The 22,104-nt window shown below is 61.6% G+C and carries 21 protein-coding genes; 14 read left to right on the plus strand and 7 right to left on the minus strand.

What is annotated here, in order from left to right; genetic code table 11:
- Window positions 1-29: 29 nt before the first annotated feature.
- The gene (gene pdxH / locus ACFPFG_RS32970; RefSeq protein ID WP_183022026.1) at window positions 30-677 is read right to left on the minus strand and encodes a pyridoxamine 5'-phosphate oxidase; all 648 of its coding nucleotides are present in this window, start codon (window positions 675-677) and stop codon (window positions 30-32) included.
- A 52-nt stretch (window positions 678-729) separates the two neighbouring features.
- Here pdxH and ACFPFG_RS32975 point away from each other — a divergent pair, with 52 nt between their 5' ends.
- Window positions 730-1,308: a nucleotidyltransferase family protein gene (locus ACFPFG_RS32975; RefSeq protein WP_197956140.1), complete on the plus strand. Its 579-nt coding sequence runs from the start codon at window positions 730-732 to the stop codon at window positions 1,306-1,308.
- 1 nt (window position 1,309) lies between these two features.
- Here ACFPFG_RS32975 and ACFPFG_RS32980 read toward each other — a convergent pair whose 3' ends face one another.
- The gene (locus ACFPFG_RS32980) at window positions 1,310-1,858 is read right to left on the minus strand and encodes a MarR family winged helix-turn-helix transcriptional regulator (RefSeq protein WP_312371899.1); all 549 of its coding nucleotides are present in this window, start codon (window positions 1,856-1,858) and stop codon (window positions 1,310-1,312) included.
- A gap of 247 nt (window positions 1,859-2,105) precedes the next feature.
- On the opposite strand from ACFPFG_RS32980, the gene ACFPFG_RS32985 reads away from it, so the two are divergent.
- From ACFPFG_RS32985 to ACFPFG_RS33005, 5 genes are read left to right on the plus strand one after another with little or no spacing between them, the layout of a single operon-like run.
- Window positions 2,106-3,089: a Bug family tripartite tricarboxylate transporter substrate binding protein gene (locus tag ACFPFG_RS32985; RefSeq protein WP_312371896.1), complete on the plus strand. Its 984-nt coding sequence runs from the start codon at window positions 2,106-2,108 to the stop codon at window positions 3,087-3,089.
- Between the two features lies 1 nt (window position 3,090).
- The gene (locus ACFPFG_RS32990) at window positions 3,091-5,385 is read left to right on the plus strand and encodes a xanthine dehydrogenase family protein molybdopterin-binding subunit (RefSeq protein ID WP_380110073.1); all 2,295 of its coding nucleotides are present in this window, start codon (window positions 3,091-3,093) and stop codon (window positions 5,383-5,385) included.
- Window positions 5,378-6,274 (plus strand): FAD binding domain-containing protein, encoded by an 897-nt coding sequence (locus ACFPFG_RS32995; RefSeq protein WP_183022031.1) that lies wholly within the window; start codon window positions 5,378-5,380, stop codon window positions 6,272-6,274. Before ACFPFG_RS32990 ends, ACFPFG_RS32995 begins: the two co-directional genes overlap by 8 nt.
- On the plus strand, window positions 6,271-6,777 hold the full coding sequence (locus tag ACFPFG_RS33000; protein ID WP_183022032.1) for a (2Fe-2S)-binding protein: 507 nt from the start codon (window positions 6,271-6,273) through the stop codon (window positions 6,775-6,777). The genes ACFPFG_RS32995 and ACFPFG_RS33000 overlap by 4 nt, the downstream gene beginning before the upstream one ends.
- Window positions 6,767-7,543 carry a CoxG family protein gene (locus ACFPFG_RS33005; RefSeq protein ID WP_183022033.1) on the plus strand — a complete coding sequence of 259 codons (777 nt, stop codon included), beginning with the start codon at window positions 6,767-6,769 and terminating at the stop codon, window positions 7,541-7,543. Before ACFPFG_RS33000 ends, ACFPFG_RS33005 begins: the two co-directional genes overlap by 11 nt.
- A gap of 20 nt (window positions 7,544-7,563) precedes the next feature.
- On the opposite strand, the gene ACFPFG_RS33010 is transcribed toward ACFPFG_RS33005, so the two are convergent.
- Complete coding sequence (locus ACFPFG_RS33010) at window positions 7,564-8,202, minus strand: superoxide dismutase family protein (RefSeq protein ID WP_197956144.1); 639 nt, start codon at window positions 8,200-8,202, stop codon at window positions 7,564-7,566.
- 134 nt (window positions 8,203-8,336) lie between these two features.
- On the minus strand, window positions 8,337-8,963 hold the full coding sequence (locus ACFPFG_RS33015; protein ID WP_197956145.1) for a gamma-glutamylcyclotransferase: 627 nt from the start codon (window positions 8,961-8,963) through the stop codon (window positions 8,337-8,339).
- Between the two features lie 238 nt (window positions 8,964-9,201).
- On the opposite strand from ACFPFG_RS33015, the gene ACFPFG_RS33020 reads away from it, so the two are divergent.
- The gene (locus ACFPFG_RS33020; RefSeq protein ID WP_380110075.1) at window positions 9,202-9,726 is read left to right on the plus strand and encodes an OmpA family protein; all 525 of its coding nucleotides are present in this window, start codon (window positions 9,202-9,204) and stop codon (window positions 9,724-9,726) included.
- Window positions 9,727-9,808: 82 nt separating this feature from the next.
- Here ACFPFG_RS33020 and gloA read toward each other — a convergent pair whose 3' ends face one another.
- Window positions 9,809-10,258, minus strand: coding sequence for a lactoylglutathione lyase (gloA, locus tag ACFPFG_RS33025; protein WP_220808962.1), 450 nt, complete (start codon window positions 10,256-10,258; stop codon window positions 9,809-9,811).
- A 332-nt stretch (window positions 10,259-10,590) separates the two neighbouring features.
- On the opposite strand from gloA, the gene ACFPFG_RS33030 reads away from it, so the two are divergent.
- The 3 genes from ACFPFG_RS33030 to ACFPFG_RS33040 all read left to right on the plus strand — a co-directional run bounded on the left by ACFPFG_RS33030 (window position 10,591) and on the right by ACFPFG_RS33040 (window position 15,068).
- Window positions 10,591-11,247, plus strand: a complete 657-nt coding sequence (locus ACFPFG_RS33030) for a response regulator (protein WP_183022038.1) — start codon at window positions 10,591-10,593, stop codon at window positions 11,245-11,247.
- 131 nt (window positions 11,248-11,378) lie between these two features.
- Complete coding sequence (locus ACFPFG_RS33035; protein WP_380110078.1) at window positions 11,379-14,309, plus strand: response regulator; 2,931 nt, start codon at window positions 11,379-11,381, stop codon at window positions 14,307-14,309.
- Window positions 14,310-14,372: 63 nt separating this feature from the next.
- Window positions 14,373-15,068: a response regulator gene (locus tag ACFPFG_RS33040; RefSeq protein WP_259649366.1), complete on the plus strand. Its 696-nt coding sequence runs from the start codon at window positions 14,373-14,375 to the stop codon at window positions 15,066-15,068.
- Window positions 15,069-15,079: 11 nt separating this feature from the next.
- On the opposite strand, the gene ACFPFG_RS33045 is transcribed toward ACFPFG_RS33040, so the two are convergent.
- Window positions 15,080-15,979 carry an Hpt domain-containing protein gene (locus ACFPFG_RS33045; protein WP_380110080.1) on the minus strand — a complete coding sequence of 300 codons (900 nt, stop codon included), beginning with the start codon at window positions 15,977-15,979 and terminating at the stop codon, window positions 15,080-15,082.
- A gap of 144 nt (window positions 15,980-16,123) precedes the next feature.
- On the minus strand, window positions 16,124-16,399 hold the full coding sequence (locus ACFPFG_RS33050) for an H-NS histone family protein (RefSeq protein ID WP_183022040.1): 276 nt from the start codon (window positions 16,397-16,399) through the stop codon (window positions 16,124-16,126).
- Window positions 16,400-16,912: 513 nt separating this feature from the next.
- On the opposite strand from ACFPFG_RS33050, the gene ACFPFG_RS33055 reads away from it, so the two are divergent.
- The 4 genes from ACFPFG_RS33055 to ACFPFG_RS33070 all read left to right on the plus strand — a co-directional run bounded on the left by ACFPFG_RS33055 (window position 16,913) and on the right by ACFPFG_RS33070 (window position 22,060).
- Window positions 16,913-17,200 carry a hypothetical protein gene (locus tag ACFPFG_RS33055; protein ID WP_197956148.1) on the plus strand — a complete coding sequence of 96 codons (288 nt, stop codon included), beginning with the start codon at window positions 16,913-16,915 and terminating at the stop codon, window positions 17,198-17,200.
- Between the two features lie 626 nt (window positions 17,201-17,826).
- Window positions 17,827-18,414, plus strand: coding sequence for a (2Fe-2S)-binding protein (locus ACFPFG_RS33060; RefSeq protein ID WP_183022042.1), 588 nt, complete (start codon window positions 17,827-17,829; stop codon window positions 18,412-18,414).
- Window positions 18,411-20,711 (plus strand): xanthine dehydrogenase family protein molybdopterin-binding subunit, encoded by a 2,301-nt coding sequence (locus ACFPFG_RS33065; RefSeq protein ID WP_380110083.1) that lies wholly within the window; start codon window positions 18,411-18,413, stop codon window positions 20,709-20,711. The genes ACFPFG_RS33060 and ACFPFG_RS33065 overlap by 4 nt, the downstream gene beginning before the upstream one ends.
- A gap of 17 nt (window positions 20,712-20,728) precedes the next feature.
- Window positions 20,729-22,060 (plus strand): c-type cytochrome, encoded by a 1,332-nt coding sequence (locus ACFPFG_RS33070; protein ID WP_380110085.1) that lies wholly within the window; start codon window positions 20,729-20,731, stop codon window positions 22,058-22,060.
- Window positions 22,061-22,104: the final 44 nt, after the last annotated feature.

The raw sequence follows: 22,104 nt of genomic DNA on the forward strand, positions 1-22,104 counted from the left end.
GGGTTTCAGCAGCGCCAGCGATCCAGGGCTCAGGGCGCCAGGCGCTGGCGCAGCCAGGCACCGCCTTCCAGCTGGTAGCACAGGCGGTCGTGCAGCCGGCTCTTGCGGCCTTGCCAGAATTCCCAGCGTTCGGGCACAAGCCTGAATCCACCCCAGTGCGGCGGGCGCGGCGGGTTCAGCAGGAATTGCGCGCCGTACTTGGCCGCATTGGCCACCAGCACGCTGCGGCCGCTGATGACCTGGCTTTGCGGACTGGCCCAGGCGCCGATGCGAGAGTCCAGCGGGCGGCTGTTGAAGTAGGCATCGCTTTCGGCATCGCTGACCTTTTCCACGCGGCCCTCGATGCGCACCACGCGCTCAAGCTCCACCCAGTGGAATTGCAGCGCTGCAAACGGATTGCCCGCCAGTTGCTGGCCCTTGCGGCTGTCGTAGTTGGTGTACCAGACCAGGCCGCGCTCGTCATAGCCCTTGATGAGCACGATGCGCGTGCTGGGCCGCAGGTCACCGCCCACGGTGGCCAGCGTCATGGCATTGGGCTCGGGCACCTGGGCACTCAGGGCTTCCTGCAGCCATTGGTCAAACTGCTGCAGCGGATCGGCCAGGGAGGCCGATTCGCTCAGTTCCGCGCGCTCGTAGCTTTTGCGCAGATCGGCGATCGAGGTGGAAATGCTGCTCATGGCCTGCATTGTGCCTGCGCCCAGCCTCTCATTTGCTGGGCTAGAGTTGCGCATGCTCACAGACTTCAAAGACCGCCCTTGCGTGCTCATCCTTGCCTCGGGCCGTGGCGAGCGTTTCCGTGCCTCGGGCGGCACCCTGCACAAGCTGTCCGCACCGCTGGGCGGCAGCACGGTGCTCGATCACACGCTGGCCGCCGTGCGCGCCAGCGGTCTGCCCTGGCACCTGGAGGATGCAGGCCACCCGGGCATGGGTGACTCGCTGGCCGCCGCCGTGCGTGCCACGGCAGGTGCGCCGGGCTGGCTGGTGCTGCCTGCCGACCTGCCGCTGGTGAGCCCGCAGACGCTGCTGAAAGTGGCCGATGCGCTGCGCAGCGGAGCGCAGGCGGCGCAGCCCATCCATGCAGGCCAACGTGGACATCCGGTCGGTTTTGGGGCGGTCTGCGGCGAGGCGCTCATGGCATTGAGTGGCGAGAAGGGCGGGGCGCCCCTGTTGAAGGCGCTGCGCGATGCGCGGGCCCTGGTGCTGATCGGTGTGGAGGATGTCGGCATACTCGCCGACATTGATACCGTGGACGATCTGGCGCGTGCCGAGGCCTTGCTGCAAGCGCGGGGCAAGACCGCCTGCAGCTGATTCAGCCTTCCCCGCCTTCGTTCGCCTGGCCGGCCTGGCTTGTCTGACAGTAGCCACGCAGCTTGACCAGCGCACGGTGCATCACCTCCCGCTCCTCCCGCGACAGCACGCGCAGTGCGGCGGCCTGGTGGCGGCGTGCAACGGGCATCACCTCATCGTGCAATTGCCGGCCCGCCAAGGTGATGGCGCACTGGATCTTCTTGCGCGGCGTGGAGCCCTGCGCCTGTAACGCCACCAGGCCACGTTCTTCAAGCAGCCGCAGCGTGCGGCTGACCAGCGCCTTGTCCGAGGTCGATTGCACCACCAGCGCGCTGAACGGCAATTCGCCCGCATGGGCGATCAGGGCGAGCAGGCGCCATTCCGATACCGTCAGATCCGCCGCATCCGCATAGGGGACGGTGATGGTGCGCCGCAGCGCATTGCCGACCTGGCTCATCAGCGTGGTCAGGAAGGCATCGACGGTCAGGCCGCTGCCGGCTTCGTCAAGGTCGGTCCAGGGATTGACCGCGTTCGTGGCGGCCAGGGGAGGGGGAGAAGACGGGTTGGACATGATCTTCCCGATTGTTTCACAGGCCGCCCAATGTTTTCCTGGTGAAGAAATTTATGGAAATTTGACCATGGTCAATTGGTGGTTTCAGTAAGTTGATTCATCAACTTATTGACGAAAATTCGATATCGATTCTTTGGAGAGTCAATGTTTCATGTATGGAATATTGAAATCCATCCCATAGCCAGCCCTTGCGGCCATGCCAGTCATCGATCCCCGCATGTCCGCGTTTTCGACGAAGGAGCCAGTGATGAACCCCCAACGTCGGCGCGGCCTGACCATTGCAGCACTGGCCCTGGCCGCCGCTGCCTGTGGCCCGGCCTTTGCCCAGGACTATCCCGCCAGGCCGATCACCGTGGTGGTCGCCTATCCCGCAGGAGGTGATACGGACGCCATGGCGCGCCTGTTTGCCGAAAAGCTCTCTGCACGGCTTCGCCAGCCCGTGGTGGTGGACAACCGGCCCGGGGCGGGCGGCACCCTGGGGAACAATATGGTCGCGAGGGCGGCGCCCGATGGCTACACGCTGCTGTTCACGCCCAACCCCTTCACCATCGCTCCCATGGTGATGAGGCTGCCGCCGGCCGCGACCTACGATCCCTTGAAGGGATTCGCCCCCGTGATACAGACGGCCAGCCAGGCGGTGCTGCTCGTGGCCCATCCTTCCACGGGCTTCAAGAGCGTGGCCGACATGGTGGCTGCGGCCAGGGCCGGCCAGACGCTCAGCTATGCCAGCCCGGGCGCAGGCTCGCCCATGCACATAGGTGCCGAGTGGCTGAACCGCGCCGCAGGCTTGAAGATCCAGCATGTTCCCTATCGCGGCGTGGCGCCGGCTGTCAACGATGTGGCGGCGGGCCATGTGGGCCTGGCCTATGTCACGCTGGGGCCGGTGTCCCAATACCTGCAGACCGGCAAGCTGCGTGCGCTGGCCGTGACCGACCCCAGGCGCTCGCCCCTGCTGCCCGACGTGCCCTCGTTGGCGGAACTGGGCTACAAGGACATCGCCGCCGGGGCATGGAACGGCTTCTTTGCGCCCCGGGGCACGCCGGCTGCCGTGGTGCAGGTGCTCAACACCCATCTGAACGACATCCTCAAGATGCCGGAGGTGGTGGCAAAGATGGCCACCTTCGGCGCCGTGCCGGTGGGCGGGACGCCGCAGGTGCTGGCCGATGTCAACGCTGCCGACTACGAGCGCCTGGGCACGGTCATCCGTGAGCTCGGCATCACGGCGCAATGACATGAATACATCGAATTCCACGCTGGGCCGCGAAACGGCCCAGGTCACTGCGCTGTCCAAGGTGCTGGGCCGCGCCCAGTATGCAGGCGACCTCAAGCTGCCGGGCATGCTGCACGCCAAGGTGCTGCGCAGCCCCTATCCGCATGCGCGCATCGTGCGCATGGACACTGCCGCCGCGCGTGCGCTGCCCGGTGTGAAAGCCGTGCTGACCGGGGCAGATGCTCCGCGCACGCCCTGGGGCGTGAGCCACAAGGAGCGGCGCATCCTGGCCGACGGCCTGGTGCGCTTTGCGGGGGAAGAGGTGGCAGCCGTGGCCGCCGCCACAGAAGAGATCGCCCGCGATGCGCTGGACCTGATCGAGGTCGAGTACGAAGAACTGCCCGCCATCCTCTCCACCGAAGAGGCCCTGGACGAAGAGGCGCCCGGCGTGCACCCGGGCCGGGGCAACGTCGCGCACGAAATCCGCTTCGAGCGCGGCGATCCCGAGGCGGGCTTCGCCGCCGCCGACCTCGTCCACGAAGCCACCTACACCACGCATGCCCAGTACCCGGGCTATCTGGAGCCCATGGCCACCCTGGCCTCCATCGACGCCGACGGCCGCCTGCTGGTACAGACCTCCACGCAATCGGTCTTCCTGGCGCGCGCCCGGCTGGCGGCGGCGCTGGAGCTGCCGGTGTCCGCCATCCGCGTGGTGCAGGCCACCACGGGCGGCGGCTTTGGCGGCAAGATCGTCGAGGACGACAACCAGCTCGTGGCGGGCCTGCTGGCCCTGCGCACCGGGCGGCCCGTGCGCCTGGTCAACAACCGGCTGGAGGACTTCCTGGCCTGCTGCTCCAGCGTGCCCGAGCGCATCACGCTCAAGCTGGGCATGGCGCGTGACGGCCGCATCCTCGCCAAGCAGGTGCGCATCGTTGCCGAGTGCGGTGCCTATGCGGGCCTGTCGGCCGAAGTCATGCATGTCAGCGCTATGCGCAGCGACAATATGCACAGGCAGAGCAACGTGCGCTCGCATGCGACCCTGGTCTATACCAACAATCCGCCGCACGGCGCGTTCCGAGGCTTTGGCGGCACGCAGATGCTGTTCGCGCTCAACAGCCACATCCACACCATGGCCGGGCAGCTGGGGCTGGATCCGGCCGAGGTCCACAAGCTCAATGCAGTGCAAGCCGGCGACGTGACCGTGCATGGCTGGAAGATCGGCAGCGCCGGCCTCAAGGAATGCATAGACCAGGCCACTGATGCCATCGACTGGCGCGGCAAGCGCGCCCGGCCCCGCCAGGCCCTTGGCGCCCGCCGCAGGGGCGTGGGCATGGCCGCTGCCATGCATGTCAGCGGCAACCGCACCATGGGCGACTGGGACGGCTCCACCGTGGTGGTGCGCATCCATGAGGATGGCCATGTGCTTGTGCTCAGTGGCGAATGCGACATGGGCCAGGGCGCGGCCACCATGCTCAGCCAGATCGTCGCCCATGAACTCACGCTGCCGTTGTCGCAGGTCCGCGTGGCCCCACCCGACACGGACAGCACGCCCTTCGCCATAGGCTCGCTGGCCTCGCGCGTGACCATGGCTGCAGGCAATGCCGCCATGGGTGCCGCACGGGCCGCCCGCGGCAAGCTGCTGGCCCTGGCCGCCGTCGTGCTGGAGGCGCAGGCCGACGACCTGGAGCTGACCGATGGCCTGGTGCGCGTGCGCGGCACCGACCGTACGGCGGACATCGCCGAGCTCGCACGCCAGCACATCTGGCGCCATGGCGGCGAGGGCATACAGGTCAGCCACACCTGGGATGCCCAGACGCAGATGCACGACGCCCAGCTGCACGGCAACATCGCGCCGGCCTACTCCTTCGCGGCCCAGGCCGTCGAGGTCGAGGTCGATACGGAAACCGGCCAGGTCCGGGTGCTTGACAGCTATGTGGCCGACGACTGCGGCAAGGCGCTGAACCCCGTCGCCATCCACGGCCAGACCAATGGCGCCACCGTCCAGGCCATGGGCTGGGCCCTTTACGAGCAACTGCACCTGGAGGGCGGGCGCCTTGCCAACGGCAACTTCGCCGACTACATCATGCCCACGGCCGACGCCGTGCCCCTGTTGCGTGGCGGCTTCGTCGAGTCCAACGAGCCCAACGGCCCCTATGGCGCCAAAGGGGCCAGCGAAACCGCCATCCTGCCGGGTGCGCCTGCCATCGCCAACGCCGTATATGACGCCATCGGCGTGCGTATCCATGACCTGCCGATCACGCCCGAGAAAATCCTGGCCGCGCTGCGCGCATGCGCCGAAGAGGACCGCCATGCATGACTTCGACTTCCTGGAGCCCACCTCGGTGGCGGAGGCCAGCCGGTTGCTGGCCCAACTGGGCGAGGACTGCCGCGTGATCGCAGGCGGCACGGCCTTGATGCTGGGCCTGCGCCAGCGCATGCTCGCGCCCACGCACCTGGTCTCGCTGGCAGGCATCGATGCGCTGCGCGGCCTGGACTTCGACCCGGTGCGTGGCCTGCGTATCGGCGCCCTGGTGCGCCATGCCGACCTGGCGGCCTCGCCGCTGGTGTCGCGTCACTATCCGGTTCTGGCCCGCATGGCACAGCGCATGGCCAACCCGCAGGTGCGCAACCAGGGCACGGTGGGCGGCAACCTCTGCTATGCCGACCCCTCCACCGACCCGCCCGGCTGCCTGATGGCATTGGGCGCCCAGATCGTGCTGGCCAGCGCAAGAGGCGAGCGCCTGCTGGACATCGAGGACTTCCTGGTCGACTACTACGCCACGGCGCTGGAAGGCGACGAGATCGTCAGCGAGATCCGCGTGCCACCCATGGGCGAAGGCGATGTTCGGCGCAGCGGTGTCTACACGCGCTTTCTGCGCACGGCGGCCGAACACCGGCCGCTGGCCAGCGTGGCCCTGGTGGCGCACGCAGACGGGGGCATCTGCCGCGATGCGCGCCTGGTCGTGGGCGCCTCCACGCCCATACCGGTGCGCCAGCGGCGCGCCGAGGCCTTTCTTGAAGGCCGTGCCCTCACCTGGGCCTTGGCGGCGGAGGCGGGTGACATCGTCGCGGCCGACATCACGCCGGTTTCGGACCTGCGCGGCTCCGCGGATTTCCGCCGAGAGATGGTGCGCGTCAACGTGCGCCGCACCGTGGCCGAACTGTTCGGCCTGGACCTGGCACTGGAGCAAGGAGAGCTGGCATGAGCCGACATCGCATCGAATGCACCGTCAACGGCGAGCCCTGCAGCGTGGAGGTGCCTGCGCGCCGGCTGCTGTCGGATTTCCTGCGTGACGACCTGCACCTGACGGGCACCAAGCGCGGCTGCGAGACGGGCGTATGCGGCGCCTGCTCGGTGCTGCTGGATGGCGAAGTGGTGAAGTCCTGCCTGCTGCTGGCCGTGCAGGTACAGGGTCGCGCGCTCACCACCATCGAAGGACTGGCCGACTGCATTGCGGGCGGCGCGGGCGCAGACCCGTCGCACCGGCTGCATCCCCTGCAGCAAAGCTTCATGCAATGCGGCGGACTGCAATGCGGCTACTGCACGCCGGGCTTCATCATGGCCGCCTGCGACCTGCTGGGGCGCAATCCCCATCCCGGCGCCGACGAAGTGCGCCATGGCCTCAACGGCAACCTGTGCCGCTGCACGGGCTACACCCAGATCGTGGAATCGGTCCTTGTGGCCGCGGAGAAAATGCATGGAAATTGAGAAAACCCTGGCCGTTTCGGCCCCGCGAGAGCAAGTGTGGGCCTTGCTGCTCGATCCCCAGGTCATGGGTGGCGCCGTACCGGGCATGCAGTCCATCGAAGTGGTCAGCCCCACCGAATACGTGGCGGTGATGCACCAGAAGATCTCCTTCATCAGCGCCAGATTCAAGTTGCGAACGCGCATCGTCGAGCAGCGCGCGCCCGAGTATCTGCGCGTGGAAGGGACGGGAGAGGACACCTCGGTGGCCAGCTCGCTCAAGCAGCGCAGCGAAATCTTCCTGAACGCCACGCCGGATGGCGGCACCGAACTGCGCATCAAGGTCGATGTGGACCTGCTGGGCCGTCTGGGCGCCTTCGGGCTGAGCGTGATGAAAACCAAGGCCGACCGGATATGGGAGGAGTTTGGTGCCAATCTGGCCGCGCGGCTTGAAGGAGGGGGAGGGGAGCCCGCAGCGGGCGAGGCGGTCATGCAGGCACCTGTGCCTGTCGTGTCAGCGCCGGCCTCCGAGCCAGCCAGGGAAAAGGTGGTGCAAGCCCGGAATTCGCCAGCCCCAGCACCAGCTTCGGAATTGCCCTCCACGGCACAAGACCTGCGGGGCCGTGGCTGGTGGGGGCGGCTATTCGGCAGCACGGGCGGTGAGGGCGGCGCGGGCGCTGCCGACATCATTCATGTCGAACTGCGCCGTGGCGACACCACGCTCAGCGTCCAATGGCCGGGCGCACGCGCCGAGCAATGCGCGGCATGGTTGCGCGACTGCCTGCACTGAACGGCAGTCCAGGCTGGGCGTCAACCGCGCGTGATCACGGCACAGGCCAGGCGCGCGCCCGAATTGCCGGTGGGTTGCGTGGTGTAGTCGTCCGGGTCCTTGTGCACGATCAGGCCGCGGCCCACCACGCTGTTGGGGCCCTGGTCCAGTGCCAGGCCGCGCGACACGAAGTCTATGCTTGCCATGCCTTGCGCATCGGAACGCAGGCTGGGCAGGTCGCCCGTGTGATGGGTCGCAGAATCGAAGCGGCCATGGGCGTGGCCTGTGGGGTTGAAGTGGCCGCCCGCGCTCAGGCCGTCGGGGCTGGAGCAATCGCCTTTTTCATGGACATGAAAGCCATGCTCGCTGTTCGGCGCCAGCCCCTGGACCGAACCCTGCACCCGCACGCTGCCATCGGCCTGGGGGGTGAACTGCAGGCTGCCGCTGACCTTGCTGCCTTGCGTGGGCTGCAACTGGGCCATGGCCACATTGCGGACAGCGGGGGCTGCGGTAACAGCCGCCGGGACGGACGCTGCGGCTGCAGCAGGAGGCTTGGCCTGGCTGCCGCAGGCACCCAGGGCCAGCACCATGCCGGTAGCCATCAGCAGCTTCACGGCGGCGGACGGGGTGGCGGGCTGCGAAGTGGCGGCGTGGCTGGATTGGGAAGCGTTCAAAGGCATGGCGGCAATCTCCTGGTTGGAATGGGAACTGAAAAAATCACGGGGCGCACGGCGCGCAGCCGCCATCATGCCGCTTGCGATACGGTGGCCATGTCGGAGAGCACAGCGTTCTGCGCCCGTGTGCGGCGATGGCGTCAAACGGGGCCCTGCAGCGCGCCTGCATCGGGCTGGCCCGCGTAGCTGAGCAGGCGCTGGAGCGCGCGGTCACGGATGCCCAGGCGCTTGAGCTCATCGAAGGTCGCGCGCGCATAGTCATGCGTGCTGCCATAGATGCCCTTGGCCTCGCTGAAGATGCGGCGATAGTCCTCGGGAGCCAGCTCGCCCGTGTGATTGGGGCTTTGCCGGGACAGCGTGAACGCCAGGGCCTGCACCGTGCCCTGGCCGGTGCGGCAGGGCAGCCAGCGCGGGTCATAGACGGCATTGGCCATCTCGCGCTGCCACAGCTTTTCCATGACGGCGTGGCCGTGGTGCCGGGGAATGCGGAACACCATGCCCTGGCAGCTGCCGCCGGACAGCATGCCAAAGACCAATCCAGGATTCTGGGGCGTGCCGCGATTGATGGTGCTCCACATCTTCAGCGCCCTGTGCCAGCCAAAGACACGCGCCGTGCGGCGTTCGCAGAAATCGAAATCCGGTCGCCAGATCAGCGAGCCGTAGCCAAAGATCCAGAGATCATCGCTCCCGCCCCATCGGTGCAGCGCCTCGTCCAGCATGGGCTGGGACTCTCGGCGGGCGAATGAAAATTCTGGCAGGGCGGACATGGGCGCGACAGCATGAAAGAACAATGACGTTTTAACGCCTGGACGCGCAAACGGTGCACAAGTGCCTGCGTTGCCCTGGCAAGGCCGGTCTTTTGTCTCTGCAGCGCCACAGTTGCAGCCGAGCGGCAGCGCAGGGCTCGGGCAGGGCGCAGGGGCGTTGACGGCGGCCCTCTACAATCGGCCGGTTTTTCGCAGTCTTTCAGGTTTCCTTCAACAGCTCATTCACGGAGAGTGCTTCATGTCCTTCAGTCAATCCGACGACGATAGCCAACAACGTTTTGCCCTGGGCTTTTTGTTTGCGCTGATTGCGCTCGTCGTCTCCACGGTCGTTGGTGTCGTGGTCTACCAGCGCGGCATTGCGCACGGCCCTGCAAAAACGGCCGCTGGCGCCACACCTGTGCCAGCCATGGCGCCCATGGTCGTGGAGGAAGACGTGGCACGTGTCGTGGTCGAAAACGGCGTGGTCAAGTTCTACTTCGCATCGGCCAAGGCCGAGCTGGCCGCGGGTGCCAATGAAGCGCTGGCCGACGTGGTCGCCGGTGTGCAGGGCGGCAAGCGCGCCGTGATCTCGGGCTACCACGACGCCACGGGCAGCGCCGAACTCAACGCCGAGCTGGCCAAAAAGCGCGCCTTGGCAGTCCAAGCCGCCCTGTCCGCGCTGGGCGTGGCACAGGAAAAGGTCGAACTCAAGAAGCCCGAACAGCTGCAGGCTGACGGCAGCAACGCCGAAGCCCGCCGTGTGGAAGTGATCCTGGTGGACTGAGCCTTGCCGCTGTAAACGGCCAAAAAGAAAAGGCCCGGAGCGATTGACGCTCCGGGCCTTTTCTTTTTGAGGGCTGCGTGGATCAGGAATTGCGCAGCGGGTCGAACTTCGCGTCACCGTCAGGCTGGGTCCCGGCGTGGGCGCGCGAATTTTCTTGTATGAGTTCGATCTTGTAGCCGTCCGGATCCGTCACAAAGGCAATCACCGTGGTGCCGCCCTTGACGGGACCTGCCTCGCGCGTCACGTTGCCGCCACAGGCCCTGATCTTCTCGCAGGCGGCATATGCGTCTGGCACGCCAATGGCGATGTGGCCATAGGCCGAGCCCATGTCATAGGCCTCGGTGCCCCAGTTGTAGGTCAGCTCGATCTCGGCCTGGCCCGGGTTGCCTCCCTCGAAGCCCAGGAAGGCCAGGGAGTACTTGTACTCGGGGTTCTCGGAGGTTCGCAGCAGCTGCATGCCAAGAACCTGTGTGTAGAAATCGATGGAGCGCTGGAAGTTGCCAACGCGCAGCATGGTGTGGAGGATTCGCATCCCTGGATTGTGCCGGGATTCCGACATCTCTTCAGCCGCCCGCCAAGCGCCGCAGTGATTTCATCGCGCACAGGCCTGGCACCTTCCCCGCAGATCGGGCGCTTCGGGTCCGTGCATCATCCAGCCCGAATTCATTCAACCATTGATGCAACTGTCTGTTGAATTCTAGGAGTGGAGCCTAGGACTGGCACCCGATTTTTCGTCAATAACACTTACAAATCAGACAAATCTTAGATTTTTAGCTTAAAAAATCAGACAAATCCAATTAAATCCTAGTAGCCGGCTGCCTAGAATAGGAATGTTCTTCGTGGAATTATTTTAATTATTGAGTTATGAAAAACTTCGTCTTGCGGATATTAATTGCCGATGACCATCCGGCAGTTCTAGCAGGCATAGAAAGTGTTTTGGAGGATAAGCGTGAAATAGAGATTGTAGGTAGAGCGAAAAACTCCACGGAAATCATCAGCTTTCTGAGGAACAACGAATGCGATGTACTGGTGACCGATTATTGCATGCCCGGTGGGACCTACGGCGACGGTCTGGTGATGCTGAATGTCATTCGCAAAAGATTCCCAAGTGTCAAGATCGTCATGCTGACAATGATCGAGAATATTGGAATCATGAAATCTCTTACCAGCCAAGGAATCTACAGAATTGTGCATAAAACTGATTCTTTGGGAAGTCTGCTGCCCGCCATCTACGCTGCATACACAGATGGTCAATTCATATCGCCCAGTGCAAGCAAGCTCCTGGGAGGAGAATGGTTGGGTGCGGTGCGCACATCGATAGAGCTTTCAAAACGGGAGGAAGAGGTTCTGCTTCTTTTTATCTCCGGCCTGACGGTGTCCGAAATAGCAAAAAAACTCTACCGCAGTATCAAGACGGTCAGCACGCACAAGGTGGCAGTCATGAACAAACTGGGTATACGCAAGGATATTGATCTCATCCGCTATGGAATTGAGATGGGCTGGATTGACGTCAGGAAATAGGAGCAGAAATGCGTCGTCATGGCCACAGGCGCTTCGGCGGAGTTTTATGCCATCGGCAGCTTTCCTGCAAGATTTCTGTCATTACATGAGGAGATTCACAGCCTGTTTTATGGTTGTATCTTGATGCCCAGATGGAAACATATAAAAAAGAGGCTGGAGAAAAGGAAGAACTCCACCTTCTATCCAAATATAACAAGACACTGCTTTTTGGTGGTGGCTTGGTTTTTTCTCTTCTTGTCATTGTTGTGGCAATGCTTGCAGCCCTGTTTGAGTTCAATGACTTCATAGAGGAAAGAAAAGCGGTATTTCAGAGCAAGAGAACCAGAATTCTGGCGGAAATAGAAACAAAGCAAATAATTATGATGAGCGGAATAATTGCATCAGAGTTGCTTTGGAGACAGCCACATACATCTCATCCTGGTGTCTTTGGCGGGGTAGATGCCGTGATGGCAGGTGTGAGTCCTGTGGTGTTGCTTGAGGATAATACTGGCAATAATTTGCACAAGCATTACAGGGATATGTTGGGGGAGTTGGCATATCTGGCAAATTCCAGATTTCTTCAAAATGGGAGAGCAATATCCGCCTATGTCTTCAGCCCGGACAGATCGTTCATAGGCGTCCTTGTGCCGCAGGTGCCGAACGAGCATGAGCGGGAAAACATGCTGGTGAGAATCAGGGCGCAGATTTCGACTTTGCCTGAAGCTGAACGTACCATAGTTCCGTCGGGCCAGCTGCGCCATCCCATATGGTTGCCTCCGGGAAAAAGCATTCTGACTGGGGAGATGTCATTTCAGATTGTTGTCTCGGCTTTCCACGACGGCAAGCCATTTTTCACTGTAGTGAGCGACATGCCTACTCAGTATATTGAGAGCCTGATGCAACAGGGAGAAGACAGGAACTCCTTCTTTATTGTTGATTCTCAAGGCCACGTTGCGTTGGGTGGGAAGGAAACCGGCTATGCCGTAGATGATTTTTTTGCTATCGAGGCGTCGAAATTTAACGGCGGATTGATGAGTCGATATATTTTGAGCAAGTATGGTGCGATCTACAGGGGTGGATATTTTTATTATTATTCAAGGATATCAAATACGAACATGATTCTTCTCCAGATTTTTTCCTGGAAAGATGCTGTGTATTTGAATGGGAAGTCTCTTGTATATTTGCTGTTTTCATTGTTGTTCATCATTTTTTTCTGGTGTTTTTTGATATATTTCTATGGCAAGGTGTTTATTCCAATATATGGGAAGGCCAAGGATGTATTCGACTCGGAGCATCTGAGTCGAACCATCATTGCCATGGCACCTTATGGACTTGGTCTTCTTGACTTCAAGGAAAAGAAGATGCTGCTGGAAAACAGCATGATGTACAAGTACAAAGAAAGCATGGTGTTGGACGAAAAGACCTCTGGTGAGCGGTTGATTGAATATTTTCTCAGGTTCTACGGTGAGAAATATCTGGATGGGAAGAGGAATGATTATTTTCCAGTAGTCAGCGAGGTCGTGATTTCTTGCGATGGAACGATTGCAGAGATTTCAATGATCATGGTGAAGGCAAAATATCAAGGGAGGCATGTCCTGCTATGTGGTTTTGCCGATATCACTGCGCACAAGCAGGTGCAAAGAAATCTGGAAGATGCCAAAAAGGCGGCAGAAGAGGCAAACAAGGAAAAATCTTCTTTTCTTGCCGCCATGAGCCATGAGATACGTACGCCACTGAATGCAATATTGGGTAATCTGGAAATATTGGGAAGAAGCTCTATGTCAGAAGAGCAGCAAGCCAGGCTCGCCACCATATCATCTTCATCTCATTCTCTTTTGACCCTGTTGAATGACGTCCTGGACTTCTCCAAGATCGAGTCTGGTCAGATGAGTGTGGAGTTGGCCAGCTTTGATATCAAGTCTGTGATTCGGCAGGTGGCTGCCATTTACAAGCCGCTGGCTGCGGAATCGGGAATAGGATTTTCCCTGATCATTGATGATTCACTGAAGGATGGATATATAGGAGATGGTGAAAGAATAAAACAGATACTGAACAATCTTCTCAGCAACTCGTTGAAATTCACCAAGGCTGGCAAGATTGATGTATTTGCATCAGACAGGGCGGGTGAGCTGAAGATCAAAGTGTCAGATACCGGGATAGGCATTCATCCCTCGCAGCATGCTTTCATCTTTGATGCATTCAAGCAGGCAGGCTCGGATATAGCAGCGGAATTTGGTGGTACGGGGTTGGGCCTGACGCTGTGTCAGCGTATGGCACATCTCATGGGCGGGGAAATCAGGTTCTTCAGCGTGCTGGGAAAAGGCAGCATTTTTGAATTGACCTTGCCCGCATGCCACGTCCAGCCTGTTCCTGCTTCCTTGGGGTGGGGCGATGGTGAAGTCGTGCTTGCGGGCGATAAAGGCGAGAGTCACTGCGCAAGGATTCTCATAGTCGATGATCACCCGGTCAACAGGCTGCTGCTTCTGGATCAGCTGGAAATCATCGGTTTCGAGGCGGATTCTGCAGAAGGTGGAGAGTCCGCTTTGCACATGATGTCTCAGAATATCTATGACCTTGTTCTTACGGATCTGCAAATGCCCGGCATGAGCGGTTACGTGCTTGCCCAGCGCATCAAGCAAAATCATCCGGAAATTCCTGTGGGAGCAATAACGGCACATGCAGGCAAGCAGGAAAAGTTCAAATGTGCACAATTTGGCATCGTGGATATTCTTGTCAAGCCCGCCTCCTTGAAGAGCATCAAGGAATTCATTGAAAAAAATATAGCAAAGTCTGGCAATTGCCTCGCTGAAGCCGAGAAAGTTCTGGGTAGTAGATTGCCTTATCGTGACGTACTGATTTCAGCAACCAAAAGCTCATTGGATGCATTGAGAAAGCATCTGCTGCAAGGTGACTTGATGGCTGTGCACCGTGAAATTCACGCCATGAAAGGGGCATTTGCGGTGGCTGGGTTGAAGCAGAGGGTGGAAGATATGGACCGATTGTCATCGCTTGTCAGTATGCGGCAGTTCCGCGCAGTCGATGGTGCTTTGAATGAACTGCTGGAGAACCTGGGAGATATCTGATGAGCCGCGGTGCAATGATGCTGCACTGAACGATTGTGTTTATTCCGTTGATGGTGATATAGCATGTTTTCCATTATGAATCATAGAAAAGATTTGAATATATCCGTATTGCTGGCCGATGATCATCCTGGAATCATCTCCGGCATCAGGCATGAGCTGTCTTCTGAACTGGAAATCCTCTTGAAGGCCAGTGTTTCAAATTCAACCGATCTGGTGAAAAAGCTGGATGAGGGTGGTTTTGATGTGCTTGTGTCGGATTACTCCATGCCTACGGGTCAATACGGGGATGGCTTGAATCTGTTTGGCTATATATCCAGAAGATTTCCAAACCTGGGTTTGGTGGTTCTGACCATGCTGGACAATTCAGCCATTCTCCAGGCGCTGGGCAAGGTGTCAAACATCAGCATCGTGAGCAAGGCGGACCCTGTGTTGCATCTGGTTCCAGCCATCCACGCCGCCTATACAGGAGGGACATACTTCTCCCCCGCCATTTCCGAGCGGCTGGAAAAGATGAATGCGAGTGTCATGGGAGGCGAAGGAAGATCGCCGGGGGTGCTCAGTCCCAAGGAATCTGAGGTGGTAAGACTCTATGCGGCCGGTCTGCGTATCGACGAGATTGCAGCCAAACTGAACAGAAGCAAGAAAACCATCAGCACCCAGAAAGTCAAGGCCATGCACAAGCTTGGAATTGAACGAGACATTGACCTGATGAAGTATGCCCTCGAGTGCGGATGGGTGACCTCATCAAGATCTCAATGATGACCGGTTCTTTATCTGCCGTTCAAGGTCCAGATTTCTTCCAGGAGCTGGTCAAGCTGCAGCTCCAGCGCCCATAGCGACTGTCTGTGCTGCATCAGTCCATCATGGTTGATGCCGTTTTCCAGGCTAGCGCAGCGTATCGACAGCTCGGTCAGGTCAAAAAATCGCAGTGAACCGGAAAGATTGTGCAGCTCCCTTTGCACATCCTTGCGATTTTTGCTGGATTTGATGATCGCCAGCGAAGAACAAGCAGACTCCAGAAAGGCCATTCTGATGGGGGCTGGGATTTGTTGAAAATGGGCGACGTCATCAGTCGATGAAACGCGGCTGCTGTTGGCAGGCCGGGACTGGACGGCCAGTTGCAGTGCATCAAAGACGCCCTGCAGCGAACGCCAGGAAACTTCGATGATGCGGGCGTTGATCACCTTGGGTCGCAGGGGATGCTCAGCTTCGCATTCGATGATGCTTGCGGCTGCCGCCACCAGGCGGTTTTCATCCTTGGGGTTCCAGGAGGTTTTCGGTCCGCAAAGCACGACAACCCGGAATTTCTGAAGGCGATCCTGGCGAATGGCCGTGGGATGGTGGCAGGCGGTGGTTTCCAGGCCCCAACTTTTGAGGTGTGGCAGTAGATGGGCGTGCAGTTCATCGGATGACGAGATGAACAAAACCTGCTCGCCTGAAAATGACAAAGCGGAGGCGGGTGGCTCTTCTGTGACGACTATCGATTCAGTGGCAGTCGACAACTTTTCAGAACGGTATGGTGTGGATGCACTGTCCAAGGTGGATGTCTGTTTTTTCATGGGTGGCCGAGCGTCTGGAGCCGGCATCTGCAGCCAGTCATTCGCTTCAGATAAGGCTGGAAGATTGAACCACGGCATCCATCCATGGTGCATGTTTAAGGGCATGTCCATGGAGCATCCTTGTTTCACCAGCGCGGCGTCTGACCGTAGAAGCCCGAGGCCCAGGAATTCAGGTGCGGCAGGGAAGTAACGCCACAATGAAAAAAGCCCGCAGAGAACTGCAGGCTGTTTTCATGGAGGCGTTTGTCCAGGACTTCAGATGGCGAACTGGGCGCGATCCTTGTCCTTGATCCAGGCGGGGGGCTTGCCGCGTCCGGTCCAGGTGTCACCGGTCTCGGGATTGCGGAACTTTGGGGCCACGGTAGAGGGGGCGCGGCGTGCTGTGAAGATGTCGTCGGCAGTCAGGCCGTAATCCTGAACCAGACCGCGAATCTTGGCGATCACATCACTGACTTCTTGCTTGCGTGCTGTCTGGATCTGGGCTTCAAGTGCTTCGCGCTGTGCCAGAAGTTCTTTGTATGTGTTGCTCACGGTGGTTTGCCTTTCATGGATTGAAGCGCGAATATTAACGGTTTTTTAAGAACAAGTTTGCATGCTTTCGATTATTTTCTCCGATGACTGCCATTGGCCGTCCTGACCGTGTCCAAAATGATCAGTCAACGCCAGGTAAAGGCCATGCAAAGAGCCGGCAGTTGTGGAGTGCTGCATGCTACGGCGCGCTTCAAAATCCTGCATGTCCTCGCTTTCAGGCTTGAAGCGCCATGCTTGAGCCGGGCGTGTGATCGGCTGCGAAGGATTCGGGCCTATTGAAAGCTGGTGTGAAAAGCGATGCTGCGATCAGACTGCGCCGCACATTGGAAAACCTTGAAGTCCAGCCTGTACGCTGTTTGCCAACGGCGTTGCGTGGTGGGTGGATGGGGTGAGGCGAAGGTTAGCGAGCAGGCTGCAAGCAAAAAACGGAGGTGTTGTCGTCCCGTGACATCCTTCGCAAAAGACGCTTGTTCTTGCCTGGAAAACTGTTTATTCATACAGTATGATGCATGCATGAGCATCGATCAGATCGCCTTCGCACTCCCCGCAGTCCTTGCCGTCTGGCTGTCGCAGTCCCGTTCCGTCGCACTGCGGCGGTGGGCCTGCCTTCTTGGCCTGGGATGCATTCCTTACTGGATATATGTTGCCCTGTTGGCCGGGCAATGGGGCATGCTGGCCTTGGCAGGCGCAGTTGCGCTGGGCTGGCTCAAGGGACTTTGGGTGCATTGGCTGACACCTCGTCGGCGTGAGGCCATGGGCTCGGGCCTTGGCACCATCCAGATCACGCCGGGCACCCGTTGACAGCTGGCTGCCGGCCAGCGCCTTGTGTTCATCGATGCTGCAGGCGGGCGCGTGTTTTGTGGATGCTGCGCATGGCGCGTTCGAAAATTTCAAGCGTTCTCACTGGAATTTGATGCAGATAAAAGCCGAGTGTTTTGCTCGGTTGGTGTGAGGGCCGCGCCGATGCGCCGGCTGCCGAGATGGTCTGCTGTCTTTATGCCCGGCCGTGCATGGCTGCAAGATTTGGCCGGGCCATGATGCAGGGATTCCTGCCGCTTGTGCACTGCGGTGGTGCACATCTTTCAGGTCCTGGTGCAGGTTTTCAGATCGGCTGGTAGCGCTGTGTCTTTCTGGATATTTCCGATTTTCGTGCTTGGTTTTGTGAGTAAAAAGCCACGGAGTTTGTTGGTCTGTGCAGGTCCTTGGATGGCTGCGAACTGGCAGTGATAGGCAAGCCCCAGGCATAGAATCGTTTGCATACAACAGGCAGTCATCTATCAGAGTTGCCTCTAAAAACCACCTGAAAACAGCCCACCCCGTTGGCGGTGGGCTTTCTTTTTCGGGCTTGGCCGCGGCGAGTCCGTCGCCTGATTTTTCAGTGCGCACCTATGGTTTGCACCTGTTGTCAACCACAAGGTTTGCACACGATGAAATTCACTCTCAACCAACAAGAGGTCGAGATCCAGGGCGTCAGCCCGGAGACGCCGCTGCTTTATGTGCTGCGCAACGACATGCAGCTCAACGGCCCCAAGTTCGGCTGCGGCCTGGGCGAATGCGGCGCATGCGCCGTGCTGATCGACGGCAAGGTGGCCCGCTCCTGCTCCGTTCCCGTGAGCGTGGTCCAGGGCATGAAGGTCACGACGCTGGAAGGCCTGTCCCAGGACGCGACCCAGGCCGAGCACGCCCGCGTGGCGCGTGACTGGGAGGCCGCCCATCCGGCCGCCGTGCCGGGGATGCCTGCCGGCAAGCCCGCAGCCGATGCACAGGGCAAGGCTGTCTACCGACTGCACCCTGTGCAGCAGGCGTTCATTGACGAGCAGGCCGCCCAGTGCGGCTACTGCACCAACGGCATGGTCATGGCCCTGGTGGCCTTGTTCGACCACAAGCCCACGGCCACCGACGAGGAAGTCACCCAGGCCCTGGCTGGCCACCTGTGCCGCTGCGGCACGCATGTGGAAATCATGCGTGCGGCTGCTCGCGCCCGCGTGCTGATCGCCCAGGGAGGTGCAGCATGAGTGCATCCACCCCCCTTCAACTGACGCGCCGCAACCTGCTCAAGCTGGGCGGCATGGTCATGGTCAGCTCGGTGGCGGCCGCTGGCCTGGTGGCTGAAAGCACGGGTACGGCGCCCGCCGTGGCCGGCGCCTTCCCCATTCCCCCCATCGACCGGGTGAGCAGCTTCATCGCCATTGGTGCGGACGGCAGCGTCACGGCCTACCACGGCCACGTGGACCTGGGCACGGGCATCCGTACCTCGCTGGCGCAGCTGGTGGCCGATGAGCTCGATGTGCAGTTCGAGCACATCACCATGGTGCTGGGCCACACGGGCCGCACGCCCAACCAGGGGCCCACCATTGCCAGCAACACCATCCAGGTCGATGCCATTCCCATGCGCAAGGCCGCCGCCCAGGTGCGCCAGCTGCTGCTGGGCCTGGCTGCCGAGAAGCTGCAGCAGCCCGTGTCCGCACTGACCACGTCCAAGGGCGCGGTGGTGGCCAAGGGCGGGCGACGCATCGGCTACGGCGAACTGGCCCAGGGCCAGGACCTGAACATTGCGCTGGACAAGGAGGTGCCGCTGCGCACCGGTGGTTTCAACTACATCGGCAAGTCCGTGCAGCGCGTGGACATTCCGGCCAAGGTGCTGGGCGCGCTGGCCTATGTGCACGATGTGCGCGTGCCCGGCATGCTGCACGGCCGCGTGGTGCGCCCGCCCTACGGCGGGGCCGACGCTTCGGCGCCGCTGGGCAGCAGCCTGATTTCGGTGAACGAACAATCCGTGGCCCATCTGCCGGGCATCGTCAAGGTGGTGGTGCAGGGCGATTTCGTGGGCATCGTGGCCGAGCGCGAAGAGCAGGCCATTGCTGCCATGCGCCAGCTGGAGGTGAAGTGGAAGGACTGGGCCGGCGTGCCCGACCTGTCGCTGAACGCCATGCACGACACCCTGGTCAAGCACGAGAAGGCCGACCGCATGCTGCGCGAGGACGCGGGCATTGACGAGGCCTTCTCGGGCGCCAGGAAGGTGATCGAGGCCGACTACGTCTGGCCCTACCACCTGCATGCCTCCATCGGCCCGTCCTGCGCCGTGGCCGAGGTGTCCGCCAGCCAGATCCAGGTCTGGACCGGATCGCAGAACCCGCACGACGTGCGCAAGGACATCGCCACGCTGACCGGCATGGCGGCCGACCAGATCAATGTGACGCGCCTGGAAGCCTCGGGCTGCTATGGCCGCAATTGCGCCGACGACGTGGCATCCGACGCCGTGCTGCTGTCGCAGGCCGTGGGCCGCCCGGTGCGCGTGCAGCTGATGCGCGAGCAGGAAGCCGCCTGGGAGCCCAAGGGCACGGGCCAATTGATCCGCGTGCGCGGCGGTCTGGACGAGAACCATGCCGTGCTGGGCTATGAGCTCAAGACCTGCTACCCGTCCAACGACGCGGCGGCCCTGGCCCTGATCCTGACGGGCAAGGTGCCCAACAAGCCCAAGGTGCTGCAGATGGGCGACCGTACGGCCATCCCGCAGTACGAGTACCCCAGGATGCGCGTGGTCTCGCAGGATGCGGCGCCCATCGTGCGCGCTTCGTGGATGCGCGGCGTCTCGGCCCTGCCCAACGTCTTTGCCCATGAGTGCTGGATCGACGAATGCGCCTATCTGGCCGGCGAAGACCCGCTGGCCTACCGCCTGCGCTACCTGAAGGACCCGCGTGCCGTGGCCCTGACGCACGCTGCGCACAAGCAGGCCGGCTGGCAGGACGGCCCGGCGCACCGCAACCCCGCGCCGGCCGACCAGCGCCTGGTCAAGGGCCGCGGCTTTGCCTATGCCCGCTACTACCACAGCAAGTTCCCTGGCTACGGCGCGGCCTGGGCCACCTGGATCTGCGACGTGACCGTGGACCGCGAGACCGGCGTGATCAAGGTGGACAAGGTCTTCGTGGCCCATGACTGCGGCGAGATGGTCAATCCGGCCGGCGTGCGCCACCAGGTGCACGGCAACATCATCCAGTCCACCAGCCGCGTGCTCAAGGAGTACGTGACCTTCGACAGCAAGGGCGTGACCTCGCTGGACTGGGGCGGTTACCCCATCCTGCGCTTTGACGAGCTGCCCGAGATCGACGTGCAACTGGTGGAGCGCCCGGGCGAAGACCCCATGGGCGCGGGCGAATCCGCCTCCGTGCCCAGCGCCGCCGCTGTCTCCAACGCCGTGTTCGACGCCACCGGCGTGCGCCTGCGCGAAGTGCCGTTCACCCCGGCACGCGTGCTGGCCGCACTCAAGGCAAAGGCTGCCGATGCAGCCCCGGCCGACAAGGCACAGAACTGAGAGCGGAGGACTGGAACATGCACACACTCAAGAAAATCACCCTCGGCGTGGTCGGCCTGGCCGCCGTGGCCGGCGCCGCCTTCTGGCTGGCCACGGGCCGCAGCGAAATCGCGCCCCTGCAGCAGATCCCGGTGCAGGAATTCAGCCAGCAGCAGATCGACCAGGGGCGCCGCCTGGCCCACATGGGCGACTGCGCGGTCTGCCACACGGCCCCGGGCGGCCAGCGCAACGCAGGCGGCCTGGCCATGCCCAGCCCCTTCGGCACCATCTACTCGACCAACATCACGCCCGATGCCGAAACCGGCATCGGCCGCTGGTCGTACGAGGCCTTCGAGCGCGCCATGCGCCATGGCGTGGACCGCGAGGGCAACTACCTGTACCCCGCCTTCCCGTACACCGCATTCACCCGCGTGACCGATGAGGATATGAAGGCGCTGTACGCCTTCCTGATCACCGAGCCGGCTGTCTCCAACGAGGCGCCCAAGACCGCGCTGAACTTCCCGTTCAACGTGCGCCGTGGGCTGGCCCTGTGGAATGCGCTGTACCTGGAGCCGGGCGAGCAGCCCGCGCCCGCCAACCAGTCGGGCGAGTGGATTCGCGGCGCCTACCTGGTCGAAGGCCTGGGCCACTGCGCTGCCTGCCACTCGCCGCGCAACCAGTTCGGCGCCGAGAAAAAGGGTGCCGACCACCTGGCCGGTGCCTTCATCGACGGCTGGGATGCGCCCGCGCTCAACGACAAGGCCGTGGCCCCGCTGCCCTGGACGCGCGAGGACCTGGTGCGCTACATGCAGACCGGCTTCTCGGAGCGCCACGGCGTGGCCGCCGGCCCCATGGCGCCCGTGATCGAAGGCCTGTCCCACCAGTCGACCGAGGACATCAGCGCCATGGCCACCTACCTGATGTCGTACCGCAAGCCTGTGGCCGATGCCGCTGGCACGGGTGACGCCGAGGCGCTGGTGAAGGAAAAGACCGAGGTTGCCAAGCTGCCGGTCGACGCCCAGGGCTATCGCCTGTACCAGGGCGCCTGCATGGCCTGCCACCGCGCCGACCCCAGCGGCGTGCTGGCCGGCAGCAGCTTCGGGGTGCGTCCCCAGCTGTCGCTGAACACCAACCTGTACAGCGATTCGCCGACCAACGCCATCCATGTGGTGCTCAACGGCATCACGCAACCGGCGCGGCCGCAGCTGGGCACCATGCCCGCCTTCCGCCACAACCTCAGCGACGAGCAGATCGCCACGCTGCTCAACACCATGCGCAGCCAGTACGGCCTGCAGCCATGGTCCGGCCTGAGCGACAAGGTCAAGGCCCTGCGCGAGGAAACACGCCCCGGCAAGGTGGCGGCGCACTGAGCCTGCGCTGCGTCATCTGCGCAGCCTGTGCGCTGCGCTAGGAT

Origin of the sequence: Delftia deserti, from assembly GCF_042653485.1 — a bacterium.
In the GTDB taxonomy this organism is placed as follows: Bacteria; Pseudomonadota; Gammaproteobacteria; order Burkholderiales; family Burkholderiaceae_C; genus Comamonas; species Comamonas acidovorans.

Coding starts and splice junctions, on each gene's coding strand:
- ACFPFG_RS33000 (WP_183022032.1), top strand. CDS start 6,271: ATGAGCCGACATCGCATCGAATGCACCGTCAACGGCGAGCCCTGCAGC.
- ACFPFG_RS33035 (WP_380110078.1), top strand. CDS start 11,379: ATGGAAACATATAAAAAAGAGGCTGGAGAAAAGGAAGAACTCCACCTT.
- ACFPFG_RS33020 (WP_380110075.1), top strand. CDS start 9,202: ATGTCCTTCAGTCAATCCGACGACGATAGCCAACAACGTTTTGCCCTG.
- ACFPFG_RS32995 (WP_183022031.1), top strand. CDS start 5,378: ATGCATGACTTCGACTTCCTGGAGCCCACCTCGGTGGCGGAGGCCAGC.
- ACFPFG_RS33030 (WP_183022038.1), top strand. CDS start 10,591: ATGAAAAACTTCGTCTTGCGGATATTAATTGCCGATGACCATCCGGCA.
- ACFPFG_RS33070 (WP_380110085.1), top strand. CDS start 20,729: ATGCACACACTCAAGAAAATCACCCTCGGCGTGGTCGGCCTGGCCGCC.
- ACFPFG_RS33055 (WP_197956148.1), top strand. CDS start 16,913: ATGAGCATCGATCAGATCGCCTTCGCACTCCCCGCAGTCCTTGCCGTC.
- pdxH (WP_183022026.1), bottom strand. CDS start 677: ATGAGCAGCATTTCCACCTCGATCGCCGATCTGCGCAAAAGCTACGAG.
- ACFPFG_RS33005 (WP_183022033.1), top strand. CDS start 6,767: ATGGAAATTGAGAAAACCCTGGCCGTTTCGGCCCCGCGAGAGCAAGTG.
- ACFPFG_RS32985 (WP_312371896.1), top strand. CDS start 2,106: ATGAACCCCCAACGTCGGCGCGGCCTGACCATTGCAGCACTGGCCCTG.
- ACFPFG_RS33065 (WP_380110083.1), top strand. CDS start 18,411: ATGAGTGCATCCACCCCCCTTCAACTGACGCGCCGCAACCTGCTCAAG.
- ACFPFG_RS33045 (WP_380110080.1), bottom strand. CDS start 15,979: ATGGACATGCCCTTAAACATGCACCATGGATGGATGCCGTGGTTCAAT.
- ACFPFG_RS33010 (WP_197956144.1), bottom strand. CDS start 8,202: ATGCCTTTGAACGCTTCCCAATCCAGCCACGCCGCCACTTCGCAGCCC.
- ACFPFG_RS32975 (WP_197956140.1), top strand. CDS start 730: ATGCTCACAGACTTCAAAGACCGCCCTTGCGTGCTCATCCTTGCCTCG.
- ACFPFG_RS33015 (WP_197956145.1), bottom strand. CDS start 8,963: ATGTCCGCCCTGCCAGAATTTTCATTCGCCCGCCGAGAGTCCCAGCCC.
- ACFPFG_RS33040 (WP_259649366.1), top strand. CDS start 14,373: ATGTTTTCCATTATGAATCATAGAAAAGATTTGAATATATCCGTATTG.
- ACFPFG_RS33060 (WP_183022042.1), top strand. CDS start 17,827: ATGAAATTCACTCTCAACCAACAAGAGGTCGAGATCCAGGGCGTCAGC.
- gloA (WP_220808962.1), bottom strand. CDS start 10,258: ATGCGAATCCTCCACACCATGCTGCGCGTTGGCAACTTCCAGCGCTCC.
- ACFPFG_RS32990 (WP_380110073.1), top strand. CDS start 3,091: ATGAATACATCGAATTCCACGCTGGGCCGCGAAACGGCCCAGGTCACT.
- ACFPFG_RS32980 (WP_312371899.1), bottom strand. CDS start 1,858: ATGTCCAACCCGTCTTCTCCCCCTCCCCTGGCCGCCACGAACGCGGTC.